The sequence below is a fragment of the Neisseria sp. P0001.S005 genome (genome assembly GCF_051963715.1).
In genome coordinates this window covers 1-13,627 of sequence record NZ_JBQCTZ010000029.1, presented here as the reverse complement: position 1 = coordinate 13,627, position 13,627 = coordinate 1, and the positions used below count along the sequence as shown (strand labels likewise).

Genomic DNA, 13,627 nt, shown 5'->3' with positions numbered 1-13,627 from the left:
TATATTATTCGCTGGCAACGTAAGACTGAAGAACGACTTGGGTATTGGCATTCTTACCCCATGCTTTGGCGGTAACGCGGTAAGTAATTCGACCCTCTGTCGTTTTACCTAAATATTCGATGATGTAGCGTGGATTATTTACGATGCCACTTTTTTTGTCTAAAGGATATTCCGTACCATTGGCGTCAATACACAGGCTTTTGTCGCATTTGCGCTTCCAAGCATCTACGGTTGGGTTGCCTTCTTCAGTAAAATCGCCATTGGATTTGACGTTTGGTGTGGAGCATAAACCTTTTTCACATTTTGCGGTAAAAGTAGTCTTTTTATCTTCAATATCAAAAATTTGATTTTCACCTTCACGCAGTGCCGCTTCGGCTAGGGTAGTTGCCAGTTTACGGTCGGCATCATTGGTGCTGATACGCTGTTCGGTATTGTAGGACTGGGTGGCTGTAACCACGAGCAGGGCGATAACGACCATCATCATTAAGACGATAAACAAAGCATAGCCCTGCTGCCGTTCGGGTTTGATTAGAGTGATCGGTCGGCGCATACGTTTCCTCCGCGGATGGTGGCATTAATTTTATAGATATCGACTTTATTGTCTTGTTCTTTTGATGGGTCAATACTGCCGTTATTCAGTACGATTTGGATAGAAGCCGGAGACTTGGCCTTAGCTGAGATATCCAATGCGGTTTTGTAATCAAATGATTCTGTATTCAATCCGCTGGCAGATGCATTTTCAGAATCAGGACATTCTGCATAGATATAGTGGATATCCATAGCAGTGATGCCTTTAATTAACAGCTGCGGATTACTCCATGAGCCATCATTTGATAATTGGAAACGGAACAAACCGCTCTCTTCGCCAAGTTTACCGACAGCGTAGGCAATCATTTCATGTTTCATAATGGCGATACTGCCGTCTTGATCAGAGTTGGTAATTTTTAAAGCTGATTTTGCCGCAGCCAAATCTTTAATTTCTATGTGAGGTTTGGCAATGCCGGAGCAGCTGCTGGCAATGGCAGTTTTTGCAGCAGAGTCCGCTTTGTCGATACCGTATTGGAACAGCAGGGCTTTGCCAGTTTGAACAAAGCCTGTATAGCTTAATTTATTGATTTCTTTAACCGGTAACAGCTTATTCACACCGGCTGTTTTCAATGTATATTCATCCGAGCTTTTGTCTTCTATCACTGCAGAGGCAGGAAAATTCGCCATATTGAAGCAGCCGAAATTACCTGCCATACGCGCATCGCGGACGATCATATTGGCGGCGTTGCGCAAATCTTGTTGGATACCGATACGGGCGTTGGCAGACTTGTTTAATCCGCGCGCAGTAAAGTAGGTGGAGCTGACAGCCATTAAGACGATCATGCTGAGCAGGCTGGCAACCAGAAATTCAAGGATGCTGAAGCCACGAATGGCGATTTTATTGGGAATATGGTTGAGTAAGCGTTTATTGTTCATTGTTAGTCTCTTACGCGTGATTGGTAGGTATAGACAACGTGATGCCCCGATGTATTGAGATTTTTTGCGCTATTTTCTTCTTCGACATCTTGCAACCATAAAACTTTCACGATGGTCGTGTCGCCTTTGCCATCGCATTTTGCGTTAAACCCATTTTCGTAAGTCGGCTCTGCACCGGAAGAATCTTTGCAGATGGTCGAGAAGACTTGGGCTTCGGGAAGGGCTTTGGCTAAATCAGCTTTAAACTGTGCAATTTGAGCCTGTGCAAGTTGGGCTTTGCTCATTTTGGCTTCAAATTTTGCAGTTTGTTTAGAGTCGGATTTTAGGTAGGCATCATAGGATTTTTTATAACGGGAGGTTTTTTCCCCTGCAGTATCGGTTTCTTCAGAGAGCGTCGGATTAATGAGCATGCCTTCAATTAGATTTTGTGTAATTTGGGCGACTGTGGTTTGATTTTCAGACTCGCGCACGCTGGATACGGTACGCAATTGAACAGCCAGAAGGGCAAGCACACCGATTGCAAGGACAAACATGGCGATCAAAACTTCAATCAGGGTCATACCTGATTGAAGTTTTGGAGTAAAGCTTGTTGAGCTTGTTTTCAGACGGCCTTTAAATGATCTGAGATGAGTAGGATTAGTAATGTTCATAAGATACCGTTGTTATTATTTGGAAGTGTATTCGCATATTTTGCGCTCATCGTTTTTAGCACAGATTTCGACATGCCCATTGCCATTGATTAAAAGTACGGTAGCACGGGCTTTCTTGGTTTCAGCATCGGCAGCAGATTTATCCGTTAGGCTGATTTTGATGTGGCCGTCTGAAAATTGATAATTTTTGCCATCAGTTGAATGACCAAATGTACCATTGGGAAGAAATCTCCACCAGACTTCTTTTGAAGCTGAGGCCGAGAGGGCAGAACGGTCATTGCCGATAGGGATATAGTTGAAGCTGCATTCCACTTTGTCGGTATCTCCATTAAGGATAATGGAGCGGATGGATAAATCAACTGTGTCGTTTTGATAGCGTAAGTCTTCGTTTTTATCAGCGTAGGCCAACATACCATTACCGGCATATTTGGAATCGCAACCATTATTGGGTGAGCCATCGGATTTGATTTTGACCGGGCAGATGTAAACGGGAAGATTGAGACGGACGGCCTCATTACGCGCGAAGCGCAGCAGATTTGCAATTTGCTCTGCTTGCGATGCCGCACGTCTGGAGGCAATCCATTGATTCATATTGGGAAGTGCGATGACTGCCATTACTGCTGCAATAGTAATGACGATCAGCAACTCAATTAGGGTGAAGCCTTTTTGTGTCTGATACATGAGTGATTTTTTAGTAGTAATGTGTTGGGTAACTGACGTTTTCTCTTTTGCACTTGCCTGTGGCAATGCTTTTGCTTTTATTAGATTTATTCTAAACGATTTTGTAATGCGTGACTAATGAAATATGAAATTCGGTTAGTTTTTCGGACAATCTGTCTCAATCTTCCATCAACATGGATTCTGGAATATAGGCAGCATTATCAAATTTGGTAAATTGACCCATCCAAGTGAGGAATACTTTCCCAACGGGACCGTTACGGTGTTTGCCGATAATACATTCCGCCAAGCCTTTTACGGGTGAATCTGAGTTGTAGTATTCGTCGCGATACATGAACATAATCAAGTCGGCATCTTGTTCGATTGCGCCGGACTCACGCAAGTCGGACATCATCGGGCGTTTGTCGGTACGCTGCTCAACTGTACGGCTCAACTGCGACAGGGCAATGACGGGAACTTGCAATTCTTTAGCCAATGCTTTGAGGGAGCGCGAAATTTCGCCAAGCTCGGAAGCACGGTTGTCAGAGCGACCAGAACCTGACATCAATTGCAGGTAGTCGATAACGATCAACCCCAATTTGCCGTTGAACTGGCGTGCAAGACGACGGGCGCGGGCGCGGAGTTCGAGCGCAGTCAAACCCGGCGTTTCATCGATATACATGGGTGCATCGGAGAGTTTAACGACCGCTTCGTTCAGACGGCCCCAGTGTTCGTCTTGTAATCTGCCGGTTTTTAAAACGCTTTGATCCAAACGTCCGACTGAACCCAGCATACGCATGACCAACTGCGCACCGCCCATCTCCATAGAGAATACGGCGACAGGCAATTTGTTTTCTACGGCAACGTGTTCCGCAATATTGATCGAAAAGGCGGTTTTACCCATGGACGGACGACCTGCGACGATGATCAAATCGCCTGGTTGAAGACCTGATGTTTTTTTGTCGAGGTCGATAAAACCTGTCGATATGCCGGTTACTTCATCAGGATTGTCGCGCGAATAAAGCATATCGATGCGCTCGACCACTTCTTTCAGAAGGTCGGGCATCTCAAGGAAGCCTTGTTTGGATTTGGCGGTGCTTTCGGCGATTTGGAATACTTTGTTTTCTGCCTCGTCCAAAAGCTGGCCTGCATCGCGCCCTTGCGGATTGTATGCGCTGCGTGCAATTTCCGTGCCGACTTCGGCAAGCTGGCGCATGATGGAACGTTCGCGCACGATTTCGGCGTAGCGGCGGATATTGGCAGCAGATGGCGTATTTTGCGCCAGCGTAATCAGATAGTTGAATCCGCCTGCCGCTTCCAATTCTTCATTGCGTTCCAAACTTTCTTGGACGGTAATGACGTCGGCAGGACGGCTTTCATTAATCAGATTGGCAATCGTACGAAAAATCAGGCGGTGTTCGTGGCGGTAGAAATCCTCGCCGGAAACGACATCGGCAATACGGTCCCAAGCAGAATTTTCCAGCATCAGGCCGCCCAATACGGATTGCTCCGCTTCTGTGGAATGTGGCGGCAGTGACAATGCGCTGATTTCACGGTCTTCAGACGGCATATCGGAATAATTGCTCATGACGGGCATCTCTGGCTGGGAAATTGCAATCCACTATTATAGCGCAGTGTAAGTTCAATTGGTTTGTTTAGGCTAAAGCAGGTAAAATAGTAATGTTGTCGATTTGACAACACACACTACCAAAATATAAATATCAAGAATTAGGAGCATAAAAATGGAACACAAGCTGCCACAATTGCCTTATGAACTGGATGCGTTGTCCCCTCATCTGACCAAAGAAACTTTGGAGTTCCACTACGGCAAACACCATCAAACCTACATCACCAATTTGAACAATCAAATTAAAGGCACTGAGTTTGAAGAAATGCCTTTGGAAGAAATCGTGAAAAAATCTTCCGGCGGTATGTTCAACAACGCTGCCCAAACTTGGAACCACACTTTCTACTGGCTGGGCTTTACCCCTAAAGGCCAAGGCAAACCTGCCGGCGAATTGGCTGCAGCCATCGACGCCAAATGGGGCAGCTTCGAGAAATTCCAAGAAGCGTTCAATGCCTGCGCGGCCGGTACTTTCGGATCAGGTTGGGCATGGTTGGTGAAAACGCCTGCCGGTGAATTGGATCTGGTTTCTACTTCTAATGCAGGTACTCCGCTGACTACTGAAAACACTCCGCTGTTGACTTGCGACGTATGGGAACACGCCTACTACATCGACTACCGCAACAGCCGTCCTAACTACCTGAAAGGTTTCTGGGAAATCGTTAACTGGGATGAAGTTGCCAAACGTTTCGCCGCATAAAACGATATGGATGAAAAGGCCGTCTGAAAAATTTTCAGACGGCCTTTTTGTCAATATTGGTGTGAAGAGATGGTTTAGATGAATGTTTTTTCTGTCTGATGCGCAAAATTATCATGGAGCAAAAAAAAGGATAAAGGGGAGATTATGCTAAAATATTGTCAACAATTTTTTGATTCCGCATGATATGGAATCAGCGTTTGAAACACATAGACAAGAGGATTTTATGAAATTTCTAGACCGTGAGGCGACCATTGCCAAACCCGGCTTTAATCGTTGGCTGGTACCGCCTGCCGCTTTGGCCGTGCATCTTGCCATCGGGCAGATATACGCTTATTCCGTGTTCAATGCGCCGCTGACCAAGCTTATCGGTATTACTGAGTCGGCTACAGGAGATTGGAAGCTGACCACGGTAGGTTGGATTTTCAGTATTGCCTTGGCGATGTTGGGCGCGTCTGCGGCTATGTTCGGTACTTGGATGGAACGCGTTGGGCCGCGTAAGGCGATGTTTGTTGCTGCCTGCTGCTTTAGCTTGGGCTTTTTTATCTCGGCGATTGGCGTCCATACGCACAATCTGTTTTTGCTTTATTTGGGCAACGGTGTGATTGGCGGGGTCGGTTTGGGCTTGGGCTATATTGGGCCTGTATCGACACTGATGAAATGGTTTCCCGATAAACCGGGTATGGCGACAGGTTTGGCGATTATGGGCTTTGGTGGCGGCGCGATGTTGGCTTCGCCTTTATCCGTGTCGCTGATGAATTTTTTCTCCAGTGAAACTTCGGTTGGCGTAGCGCAGGCTTTTGTCGTCTTAGGGTTGTTCTATCTGGTGTTGATGATGTTCGGTGCGTTTACCATCCGCATACCTGCCGATGGCTGGAAACCTAAAGGTTATGTTGCGCCGAAAATCAAAAGCAAATTGGTCAGCAGCAATCACGTCAATGTTTCCGAGGCCATGAGAACGCCGCAATTTTGGCTCTTGTTTTGGGTGTTGTGCTTGAACGTGACGGCGGGTATCGGTGTTTTGGGTCAGGCTTCTGTCATGATTCAGGAGCTGTTTTCTGAAACTTCTGTCGGTAAACAGGCTGCCATTGGAGCGGGTGCGGCGGCGGGTTTTGTGAGTCTGTTGAGCCTGTTTAATATGGGCGGCCGTTTTTTGTGGTCCAGCGTGTCCGACAAAATCGGGCGTAAAAATACTTATACTATTTTCTTTGTGCTCGGTTCGCTGTTGTATTTCGCCATTCCGTCGATTGGCGCGAGCGGTAACAAGGCTTTGTTTGTTATTGGGTTTTGCGTCATCATTTCCATGTATGGCGGCGGTTTTGCAGCGATTCCGGCTTATCTGAAGGATTTGTTCGGCACTTATCAAGTCGGTGCAATTCACGGTAGGATCTTGCTGGCATGGTCAACCGCTGCGGTCATTGGCCCGGTGTTGGTCAACTATATCCGCCAAAGCCAAATTGAAAGCGGCGTTCCGGCTGCCGAGGCTTATAGCATTACCATGTACATTATGGCAGGTTTGTTGATTGTCGGTTTGTTGTGTAATTTGAGTGTCCGTTCGGTTCATGAAAAGCATCACGAAAAAGACATTAAGGTCGCGGCACATAGCGGCAACCCCGATGATGAAACCGCTGTATCCGATGCCTATCTGATCAGTAAGAAAGTATCAGCCGGCGGTATCGGCGTATGGTGGCGCTGGGCTTTGGTTTGCGTTCCTTTGGGCTATGGCGTTATTATGGTGTTTGTTAAAGCCTTAAGTTTGTTTAATTGATTGTTGAAAATTAAAGGCCGTCTGAAAGTTTCAGACGGCCTTTTAAAATATTAAGCAACTAATCTTTTGATACGCTGATGGTATGTTTGATGTGTTTTAAATTCGCAACAATGGTAAAAGTCATCATCACCAGCAACGCCCATGAGCTCCATTTGCTGATGTGTACTGATGCCCACGCGCCGATTTGGTTGGGATAGCGCCAAACGCCGAATAGGGTTCCCAAATTTTCTGCCAGCCAAATAAAAAATCCGATCAGGACGAAAGCGAGCAGGAGGGACATTTTGCGAGTGGTGTCATAGGGTGTGTATAAGACCGTTGTCCGGGCGTATAGGCCGAGAGCAAAAGCTGCAAGATACCAGCGATAGTCGCCGATATAGTGATGGGTGAAGAAATTGATATAAATCGCCAGTGCGCACAAAGTGCCCAACCAATACGGCGGATGGCTTTTGATTTTGAGGTCAAACAGCCGCCATGCTTGAATGATATAGCTGCCGACTGCGGCATACATAAAGCCTGCAAACAGCGGTACGCCGCCAATTTTGGTATAAGCCTCATCAGGATAGCTCCAAGACTGGATATCGCCTGATGTCTTGAACCATTCCAAAGCAAAGCCCACCAAGTGAAACAGCGTAATCGATTTCACTTCATCCCAAGTTTCCAGCTTGAAATACAGCATGGCTGCTTGTACGGAGACGGCAAAAATCAGCAGCAGGTCGTAGCGTGAAATTCCCAACCAGCCCGTTTTCGGAATGAGGAACATGGCAATGAAAAACAAGCCTGCAAATAAGCAGGCTCGCGCTTCTTTCAAACCAAAAAACCAAAATTCAACGATAAAGCGTCGCCAACCATGCAAATCCTTGCGTTTGGGATGCTCAGTCAGCCAAGTATCCAGTTTGCCCAACATATTTTCAGACGGCCTCTTTATCTTAAAAATGTTTTAGGCAGATTGAATCGGAATAACGCGGTTTTGCTTACGTTTTGCGCCGCCCTCACAGAAGTTGGTTTTGACATAATCTTCAACGATTTGTAAAAACTCTGCAGCGATATTGTCGCCTTTGAGGGTGACTTTCCGCTCGCCGTCTACATAAACCGGCGCAACCGGAGTTTCGCCTGTACCGGGCAGGCTGATACCGATATCGGCAAGCTTGCTTTCGCCCGGACCATTTACCACGCAACCCATTACAGCGACGTTTAATGATTCAACGCCTGGATATTCAGTGCGCCAAACAGCCATTTTCTGGCGTAAATAGTTTTGTACATCTTGAGCCAACTCTTGGAATACGGTACTGGTGGTACGGCCGCAACCCGGGCAGGCTGTAACCATTGGCGTAAAGGAGCGCAAACCCATGGTTTGCAGGATTTCCTGACCGACAATGACTTCTTGTGTGCGGGGGGAGCCGGGTTCGGGCGTAAGGGAAATTCGAATGGTGTCGCCGATACCTTCTTGCAATAATACGGACAGAGCTGCGGTGGAAGCCACAATGCCCTTGCTACCCATACCTGCCTCAGTCAGACCGAGATGGAGCGGGTAACGGCAACGACTACCTAATTCGCGGTAAACCTGAATCAAGTCTTGTACGGCGCTGACCTTGCACGACAAAATGATTTTGTCTTCAGGCAAGCCTAAAGCCACGGCTTTTTCTGCCGATTCCAGCGCCGAAACAATCAAAGCCTCTTTCATGATTTCTTCAGGCGGTTTTGGTGTGGCAGAAGCTAAGTTGGCATCCATCATGCGCTTGGCAAGGCTTTGATCAAGCGAACCCCAGTTCACACCGATGCGTACGGCTTTATTGTTTTCTGCGGCAGTACGGATCATAAAGGCAAATTTTTCATCGCCTTTTGCACCTTTGCCGACATTGCCCGGGTTAATCCGATATTTGGCCAAAGCTTTGCCGCACTCTGGAAATTCAGCCAATAAGCGTTCGCCATTAAAATGGAAATCACCAATTAAAGGCGTGGTGTAGCCCATATCGTCTAAGCGGCTGCGGATTTCGGCTACTTTGGAAGCAGCTTCAGGAGTATTGACCGTGATGCGGACCATTTCCGAGCCGGCATCGCTCAATTCTTTGACCTGTTGGGCAGTTGCTGCGGCATCTGCCGTATCCGTATTGGTCATGGATTGAACAAGAACGGGCGCATCGGAGCCGATAATGAGGTGGTCAATTTTGACTTGATGTGTCTGACGGCGTTTAGGTGTGGTCATTTTAGTTTTTTCCTGCAACAAAAGAGGCGGATTTTTCACCGGCAACACGGTATTTCAAAGGTTCGATAGGTGTGCCACCGTAATTGGCTTCCGAGCCGGCTGCAATACCGATCCAAACATTGTAGGGTGCGCCGCCTCTCAGACGTTGTTCGCTTCCGGCAGGAACGATACGGCTGAATACTACTTTTCCATCTTTGTCTGTAATAATCAGATTGCTTCGGTATTGGACTTTAATCCAAAGTTCGTCTTTCTCGACTTTGACGGCAGGTTTCTCTTCTTGTGCTACGGCAGAAGCCTCAGAAGCAGCTTGATCATTAGCCACTTCAGGCTTATTGGTAATTTCTTTTTTGCCGTCTTCCGTCATTTCGCTAACGGCAACATTATCCGTTTTTAAGGCGGGCGTTTTCATCGTATCAGCAACATCTTTGCTGTTTTGAATATTTGCCTGTTCGTTTTCAAAACTGGATTTGCTTTGCCAAAAGTAAACGCCGCCTACAGCCAAAGCCAGTGCGGCTATCCCCAATATCCATTTTGGGAAGCCTTGCTTTTCAGTGTCTTGATAGCTTAAGCTGGTGTTGGCACTGCGTGTTACCGCGTATACATGGTCTTCAAGTTGCGGAGTAATGGAGAGCAAATGTTTGGCGATGGTTTGTTCGTCGATTTTCAGAAATCGTGCATACGAACGCAGATAGCCTGAAACAAAGACTAAACCGGGAAAGCCTGAATATTCCCCTTTTTCCAAAGCATCAATTTGTTCGGCAGACAGTTTCAAACGTGAAGCAACATCTTGAATATCGATTTTGGCATCAGTTCTGTGTGTGCGTAATTCATCCCCCAATGTTTTGGCGGCTTGTGTGTCGTAGCTAATTTTATCGTTATTTTCCATTTAGTGGCCCGTTGTGACAGTTTGTAGTTCGTCTGAATAAGGGAAGTTTGCCCTAAGTTGGGCTTCGTATTCGTATGCGGCGTGTTTATTGCCCAAAGCAGTAGCCAAACGCCAGCCTAAGAGCAAATCGTCAGCCTGCAGGACCTCAACTTTGCTTTGGTATTGGCGGAAATAATAGTCGGCATCGTTCAGATTGCCTGCCATCATTTTGGTTCGGGCAAGTTCTTTGAAAGCAGGGAAAAATTGTGGATTCGCTGCTAAAGATCTTTCCAAATAGGCTTGCGCTAAAGAGTATTGGCCTAACCTTGCACTGCAAATGCCTTTATTCATGTTGGCAATAAAGGGGCTTGGGTAGGTTGGGTCGGCCAGTGCTTTGTCAAAATAAGCCAAAGAATCGGCTGGTGCATTCATTTGATTGCACAAGAACCAGCCGTAGTTGTTGTTGACTTCCGCGCTATCAGGTTTTAAAGACAATGCTTTAAGAAAGCTTTCCTGAGCTTTGTCCTTGACTTTCAAATACTGATAAATCTCGGCGCGTACCAACCAAGCAAGGTCATTTTTTGAATTGAACTTAAGCGCCTCTTCGATACTTTCAGTAGCTTGGCGGTAGTTTTGGCCGCGCATATATTCTACAGCCAGTTGGGTTTTGATATTAGAAACTTGAATGGCACGTTCTTTAGGGCTTGGACCGGAAGAGGAAGCGCAGGCTGAAAGAGTCAGTGCGGTAAGTAAAGCGAATCCGAACTTGATTTTCATAATTAACCTTATTGTTCGACCAAAATCTGTTGCCATTTTTGTTGGCGGCGTGTTTTATCTTGTACTTGTCCGGCCAGTTGTCCGCAAGCAGCGTCAATGTCGTCGCCGCGGGTTTTGCGGACAGTAACGACAAAGCCGGCTTGTTGCAGAATATCGCGGAAGACACGGATATTTTCATTGGTAGAACGTTCGTAGCCGGAATTTGGGAAAGGATTGAACGGAATCAGATTGAATTTGCATGGTACATCTTTAACCAATTCAATCAATTCACGCGCATGTTGTGCTTTATCGTTGATGCCGTCGAGCATAACGTATTCAAAGGTAATAAAGTCGCGGGGGGCTTTGACCAAATAACGTTGACAGGCCGCCATCAATTCTTTAAGCGGGTATTTTTTATTGAGTGGAACAATCTGATCGCGCACTTCATCGTTGGATGCGTGTAAAGACACGGCCAAAGCAACAGGCATTGCATCACGCAGTCTGTCCATTTGTGGAACCATACCCGAAGTGGAAACGGTTACGCGACGGCGGCTTAAGCCGTAGCCGTGATCATCCAGCATAATGCTCAAAGCGGTAACAACATTATCAAAGTTTGCCATGGGCTCGCCCATACCCATCATCACCACGTTGGAGATAACGCGTTCATTTTTAGGGGTAACGCCCATGGCTTTATTGGCCCACCAAAGCTGGCCGATGATTTCAGCGGCAGTCAGGTTGCGGTTGAAACCTTGTCGTCCGGTAGAGCAGAAGGTGCATTCCAATGCGCAACCTACTTGGGAAGAGATGCACAAAGTTCCGCGTTCGGCTTCGGGAATGAAGACGGTTTCTACACCGTTGCCCGTGCCGACATCCAGCAACCATTTGCGTGTGCCATCAGTAGATTCTTGTGCCATCATTAATTTAGGCACTTCGATTGTGGCTTGTTCATTTAACTTGGCACGCAATGATTTGGCCAAGTCAGTCATTTCTTCAAAGTTTTGTGCACCGGCTTGATGCATCCAACGCATTACCTGCTTGGCACGAAAAGGCTTTTCGCCCATTTCGGCAAAGTGTTGCGTCAGTCCGTTTAAATCATAATTCAGTAGATTGGTTTTCATGTATTTTTATGTTTCTCAGTAAAGCTTTTAAAGCAAAGGGGCTTATTGGGCAGCTTTGCTTTAATAGCCTTTGGATTTTCAGACGGCCTTTAATTTGTAGGACATACAAAGCAGTTTTGCCGTCCGATATAAATCGGACGGCCGTAAAGCGGCTACAGGCTTTTATTCTTAGCGTGGGCAGATTTCGCTTTGGCTGAAGAAGTAAGCAATTTCAATTGCAGCATTTTCAACACTGTCAGAACCATGTACGGCATTAACACTGACAGATTCTGCAAAGTCGGCACGGATTGTGCCAGGAGCTGCATCGGCTGGATTGGTTGCGCCCATCAATTCACGATTTTTGGCAACGGCGTTTTCACCTTCTAATACTTGAATCATGACAGGATTGCGAGTCATGAATTTAACCAAGTCTTCATAAAAAGGGCGGTCTTTGTGTACGGCATAAAATTCTTTTGCTTCACGCTCAGAGAGATGTTTCATTTTTGCCGCAATAATGCGCAAGCCGTTTTCTTCAAAGCGGCTGTAAATCTTGCCGATGACGTTTTTTTCTACTGCATTGGGTTTGATGATGGAAATCGTACGTTCTATGGCCATGTTATGTCCTTGTTTTTATTGAAAGATAAGTTGTCGTAGCCAAGAGGCGAGGGAAGTGTATTCTACCAAATTTCGCCCCTTTTTGGGAAAGGCATTATTTGCTTAAAGTCAGGTGCGGTTGTTCCAAATAGACTTCAGATTGCATTTCGATCATACGGCTGGCTGTACGGGTAAATTCTTCTGCAAAATCGCCTTCGACGTAAATATCATTTACGCTAACTGCGCTGGTAGCGCACAGCTTCACACGGAAATCGTATAAAACGTCAATTAACCATGTCAGACGGCGTGCTTCTGCTTTTTCTTGAGGGGTTAGGCGTTCTAATCCTGAAAGGAAAACCATCTCGTAATGTTCGGCTAAATACAAATAGTCAGCTTGTGAGCGAGGGCCAAAACATAATGCGCGGAAATCAAACCAGATGGCGCGTTCTGACTGGGCTTTATGAGGAATTTCCCGTCCATGAATAATGCTGATGCCTGGGTTTAATTCAGAGATTCCGCTCATTTCTTTAAATAAAGCAGCCAGTTTTTGCTCGTTTTCTTCATTATTGGGGACAAAGAAAATTTCGGCAGGACGCAACGTACGCAAGCGGTAATCTTCGCCGCCATCCACATTTAAAACAGTCAGGTTGGACTCGATAAGAGCGATGGTTGGCAGAAAGCTACTGCGGTTTTGGCCTTGAGGATAGAGTTCGGATGGGGCGTAGTTGGAAGTGGCTACCAAGACGACACCTTCACTCAACAGGTTTTCCAGCAAGCGACCCAAAATCATGGCATCGGCAATATCGCTGACGTGAAACTCGTCAAAACACAAAACTCGTGTTTCTTTGGAAATTTCTGTTGCAACGGCTTTTAAGGGATTGGCTTCGCTTTTCAAGACTTTAAGGCGCTGATGGATTTCGGCCATGAAGGCATGGAAATGCACGCGACGCTTGCGACGATAAGGGAGACAGCCGAAAAAAGCATCCATCAAGAAACTTTTACCACGTCCTACGCCGCCATAAAAATAGAGTCCTTTAGGTACTTGGGGGGAACGCAAGCTACGGCCGAGAAAACGGTTGCGTTTGCGTTTGAACATCATCAGCTCGGTCCACAAACGATCCAAATATTCAATGGCTCGCGCTTGGGCTTCGTCGCGGATAAAGTTAGGCTGTTCGGCTGCAGCTTGATACCAAGTCAATGGGCTGTGGTTTTCAAATGGAGGTGGTGTGAATAGTTGGTCTCTATTGCTCAT

The 13,627-nt window shown here is 46.5% G+C and carries 14 protein-coding genes; 2 read left to right on the top strand and 12 right to left on the bottom strand.

Annotation, left to right across the window (positions count from 1 at the left end):
- Positions 1-4 precede the first annotated feature (4 nt).
- The 5 genes from ACTHSP_RS06095 to dnaB form a co-directional block, all read right to left on the bottom strand.
- The gene (locus ACTHSP_RS06095; RefSeq protein WP_049329652.1) at positions 5-550 is read right to left on the bottom strand and encodes a pilus assembly PilX family protein; all 546 of its coding nucleotides are present in this window, start codon (positions 548-550) and stop codon (positions 5-7) included.
- Positions 529-1,464 carry a PilW family protein gene (locus tag ACTHSP_RS06090; RefSeq protein ID WP_049329651.1) on the bottom strand — a complete coding sequence of 312 codons (936 nt, stop codon included), beginning with the start codon at positions 1,462-1,464 and terminating at the stop codon, positions 529-531. The genes ACTHSP_RS06095 and ACTHSP_RS06090 overlap by 22 nt, the downstream gene beginning before the upstream one ends.
- A gap of 2 nt (positions 1,465-1,466) precedes the next feature.
- Positions 1,467-2,114: a type IV pilus modification protein PilV gene (pilV, locus tag ACTHSP_RS06085; protein ID WP_180947862.1), complete on the bottom strand. Its 648-nt coding sequence runs from the start codon at positions 2,112-2,114 to the stop codon at positions 1,467-1,469.
- 15 nt (positions 2,115-2,129) lie between these two features.
- Positions 2,130-2,795, bottom strand: a complete 666-nt coding sequence (locus ACTHSP_RS06080) for a GspH/FimT family pseudopilin (RefSeq protein ID WP_049329649.1) — start codon at positions 2,793-2,795, stop codon at positions 2,130-2,132.
- A gap of 157 nt (positions 2,796-2,952) precedes the next feature.
- The gene (gene dnaB / locus ACTHSP_RS06075; RefSeq protein ID WP_440345809.1) at positions 2,953-4,359 is read right to left on the bottom strand and encodes a replicative DNA helicase; all 1,407 of its coding nucleotides are present in this window, start codon (positions 4,357-4,359) and stop codon (positions 2,953-2,955) included.
- A 154-nt stretch (positions 4,360-4,513) separates the two neighbouring features.
- Between dnaB and ACTHSP_RS06070 the strand changes: the two genes are divergently transcribed.
- Together ACTHSP_RS06070 and ACTHSP_RS06065 are read left to right on the top strand one after the other, a co-directional pair.
- Positions 4,514-5,095: a superoxide dismutase gene (locus ACTHSP_RS06070; RefSeq protein ID WP_003683473.1), complete on the top strand. Its 582-nt coding sequence runs from the start codon at positions 4,514-4,516 to the stop codon at positions 5,093-5,095.
- 223 nt (positions 5,096-5,318) lie between these two features.
- Positions 5,319-6,860 carry an L-lactate MFS transporter gene (locus ACTHSP_RS06065; protein ID WP_440345808.1) on the top strand — a complete coding sequence of 514 codons (1,542 nt, stop codon included), beginning with the start codon at positions 5,319-5,321 and terminating at the stop codon, positions 6,858-6,860.
- A gap of 58 nt (positions 6,861-6,918) precedes the next feature.
- Here ACTHSP_RS06065 and ACTHSP_RS06060 read toward each other — a convergent pair whose 3' ends face one another.
- The 7 genes from ACTHSP_RS06060 to zapE form a co-directional block, all read right to left on the bottom strand.
- Positions 6,919-7,764: a DUF817 domain-containing protein gene (locus ACTHSP_RS06060; protein ID WP_440345807.1), complete on the bottom strand. Its 846-nt coding sequence runs from the start codon at positions 7,762-7,764 to the stop codon at positions 6,919-6,921.
- Positions 7,765-7,797: 33 nt separating this feature from the next.
- On the bottom strand, positions 7,798-9,063 hold the full coding sequence (gene ispG / locus ACTHSP_RS06055; RefSeq protein WP_440345806.1) for a flavodoxin-dependent (E)-4-hydroxy-3-methylbut-2-enyl-diphosphate synthase: 1,266 nt from the start codon (positions 9,061-9,063) through the stop codon (positions 7,798-7,800).
- Between the two features lies 1 nt (position 9,064).
- Positions 9,065-9,949, bottom strand: coding sequence for a RodZ domain-containing protein (locus ACTHSP_RS06050; protein WP_049351559.1), 885 nt, complete (start codon positions 9,947-9,949; stop codon positions 9,065-9,067).
- Positions 9,950-10,705: a type IV pilus biogenesis/stability protein PilW gene (gene pilW, locus ACTHSP_RS06045; RefSeq protein WP_049351560.1), complete on the bottom strand. Its 756-nt coding sequence runs from the start codon at positions 10,703-10,705 to the stop codon at positions 9,950-9,952.
- An 8-nt stretch (positions 10,706-10,713) separates the two neighbouring features.
- Positions 10,714-11,802 (bottom strand): 23S rRNA (adenine(2503)-C(2))-methyltransferase RlmN, encoded by a 1,089-nt coding sequence (gene rlmN, locus ACTHSP_RS06040; RefSeq protein ID WP_003683577.1) that lies wholly within the window; start codon positions 11,800-11,802, stop codon positions 10,714-10,716.
- A gap of 168 nt (positions 11,803-11,970) precedes the next feature.
- The gene (ndk, locus tag ACTHSP_RS06035; RefSeq protein ID WP_049329641.1) at positions 11,971-12,396 is read right to left on the bottom strand and encodes a nucleoside-diphosphate kinase; all 426 of its coding nucleotides are present in this window, start codon (positions 12,394-12,396) and stop codon (positions 11,971-11,973) included.
- 94 nt (positions 12,397-12,490) lie between these two features.
- On the bottom strand, positions 12,491-13,627 hold the full coding sequence (zapE, locus tag ACTHSP_RS06030; protein WP_049351561.1) for a cell division protein ZapE: 1,137 nt from the start codon (positions 13,625-13,627) through the stop codon (positions 12,491-12,493).

What these genes read in the sequence shown, in the direction of transcription:
- zapE (WP_049351561.1), bottom strand. Translation starts at nt 13,627, where the DNA reads ATGAGCAATAGAGACCAACTATTCACACCACCTCCATTTGAAAACCAC.
- ACTHSP_RS06090 (WP_049329651.1), bottom strand. Translation starts at nt 1,464, where the DNA reads ATGAACAATAAACGCTTACTCAACCATATTCCCAATAAAATCGCCATT.
- rlmN (WP_003683577.1), bottom strand. Translation starts at nt 11,802, where the DNA reads ATGAAAACCAATCTACTGAATTATGATTTAAACGGACTGACGCAACAC.
- ACTHSP_RS06095 (WP_049329652.1), bottom strand. Translation starts at nt 550, where the DNA reads ATGCGCCGACCGATCACTCTAATCAAACCCGAACGGCAGCAGGGCTAT.
- pilV (WP_180947862.1), bottom strand. Translation starts at nt 2,114, where the DNA reads ATGAACATTACTAATCCTACTCATCTCAGATCATTTAAAGGCCGTCTG.
- ACTHSP_RS06060 (WP_440345807.1), bottom strand. Translation starts at nt 7,764, where the DNA reads ATGTTGGGCAAACTGGATACTTGGCTGACTGAGCATCCCAAACGCAAG.
- ACTHSP_RS06070 (WP_003683473.1), top strand. Translation starts at nt 4,514, where the DNA reads ATGGAACACAAGCTGCCACAATTGCCTTATGAACTGGATGCGTTGTCC.
- ACTHSP_RS06050 (WP_049351559.1), bottom strand. Translation starts at nt 9,949, where the DNA reads ATGGAAAATAACGATAAAATTAGCTACGACACACAAGCCGCCAAAACA.
- ACTHSP_RS06065 (WP_440345808.1), top strand. Translation starts at nt 5,319, where the DNA reads ATGAAATTTCTAGACCGTGAGGCGACCATTGCCAAACCCGGCTTTAAT.
- ndk (WP_049329641.1), bottom strand. Translation starts at nt 12,396, where the DNA reads ATGGCCATAGAACGTACGATTTCCATCATCAAACCCAATGCAGTAGAA.
- ispG (WP_440345806.1), bottom strand. Translation starts at nt 9,063, where the DNA reads ATGACCACACCTAAACGCCGTCAGACACATCAAGTCAAAATTGACCAC.
- pilW (WP_049351560.1), bottom strand. Translation starts at nt 10,705, where the DNA reads ATGAAAATCAAGTTCGGATTCGCTTTACTTACCGCACTGACTCTTTCA.
- ACTHSP_RS06080 (WP_049329649.1), bottom strand. Translation starts at nt 2,795, where the DNA reads ATGTATCAGACACAAAAAGGCTTCACCCTAATTGAGTTGCTGATCGTC.
- dnaB (WP_440345809.1), bottom strand. Translation starts at nt 4,359, where the DNA reads ATGAGCAATTATTCCGATATGCCGTCTGAAGACCGTGAAATCAGCGCA.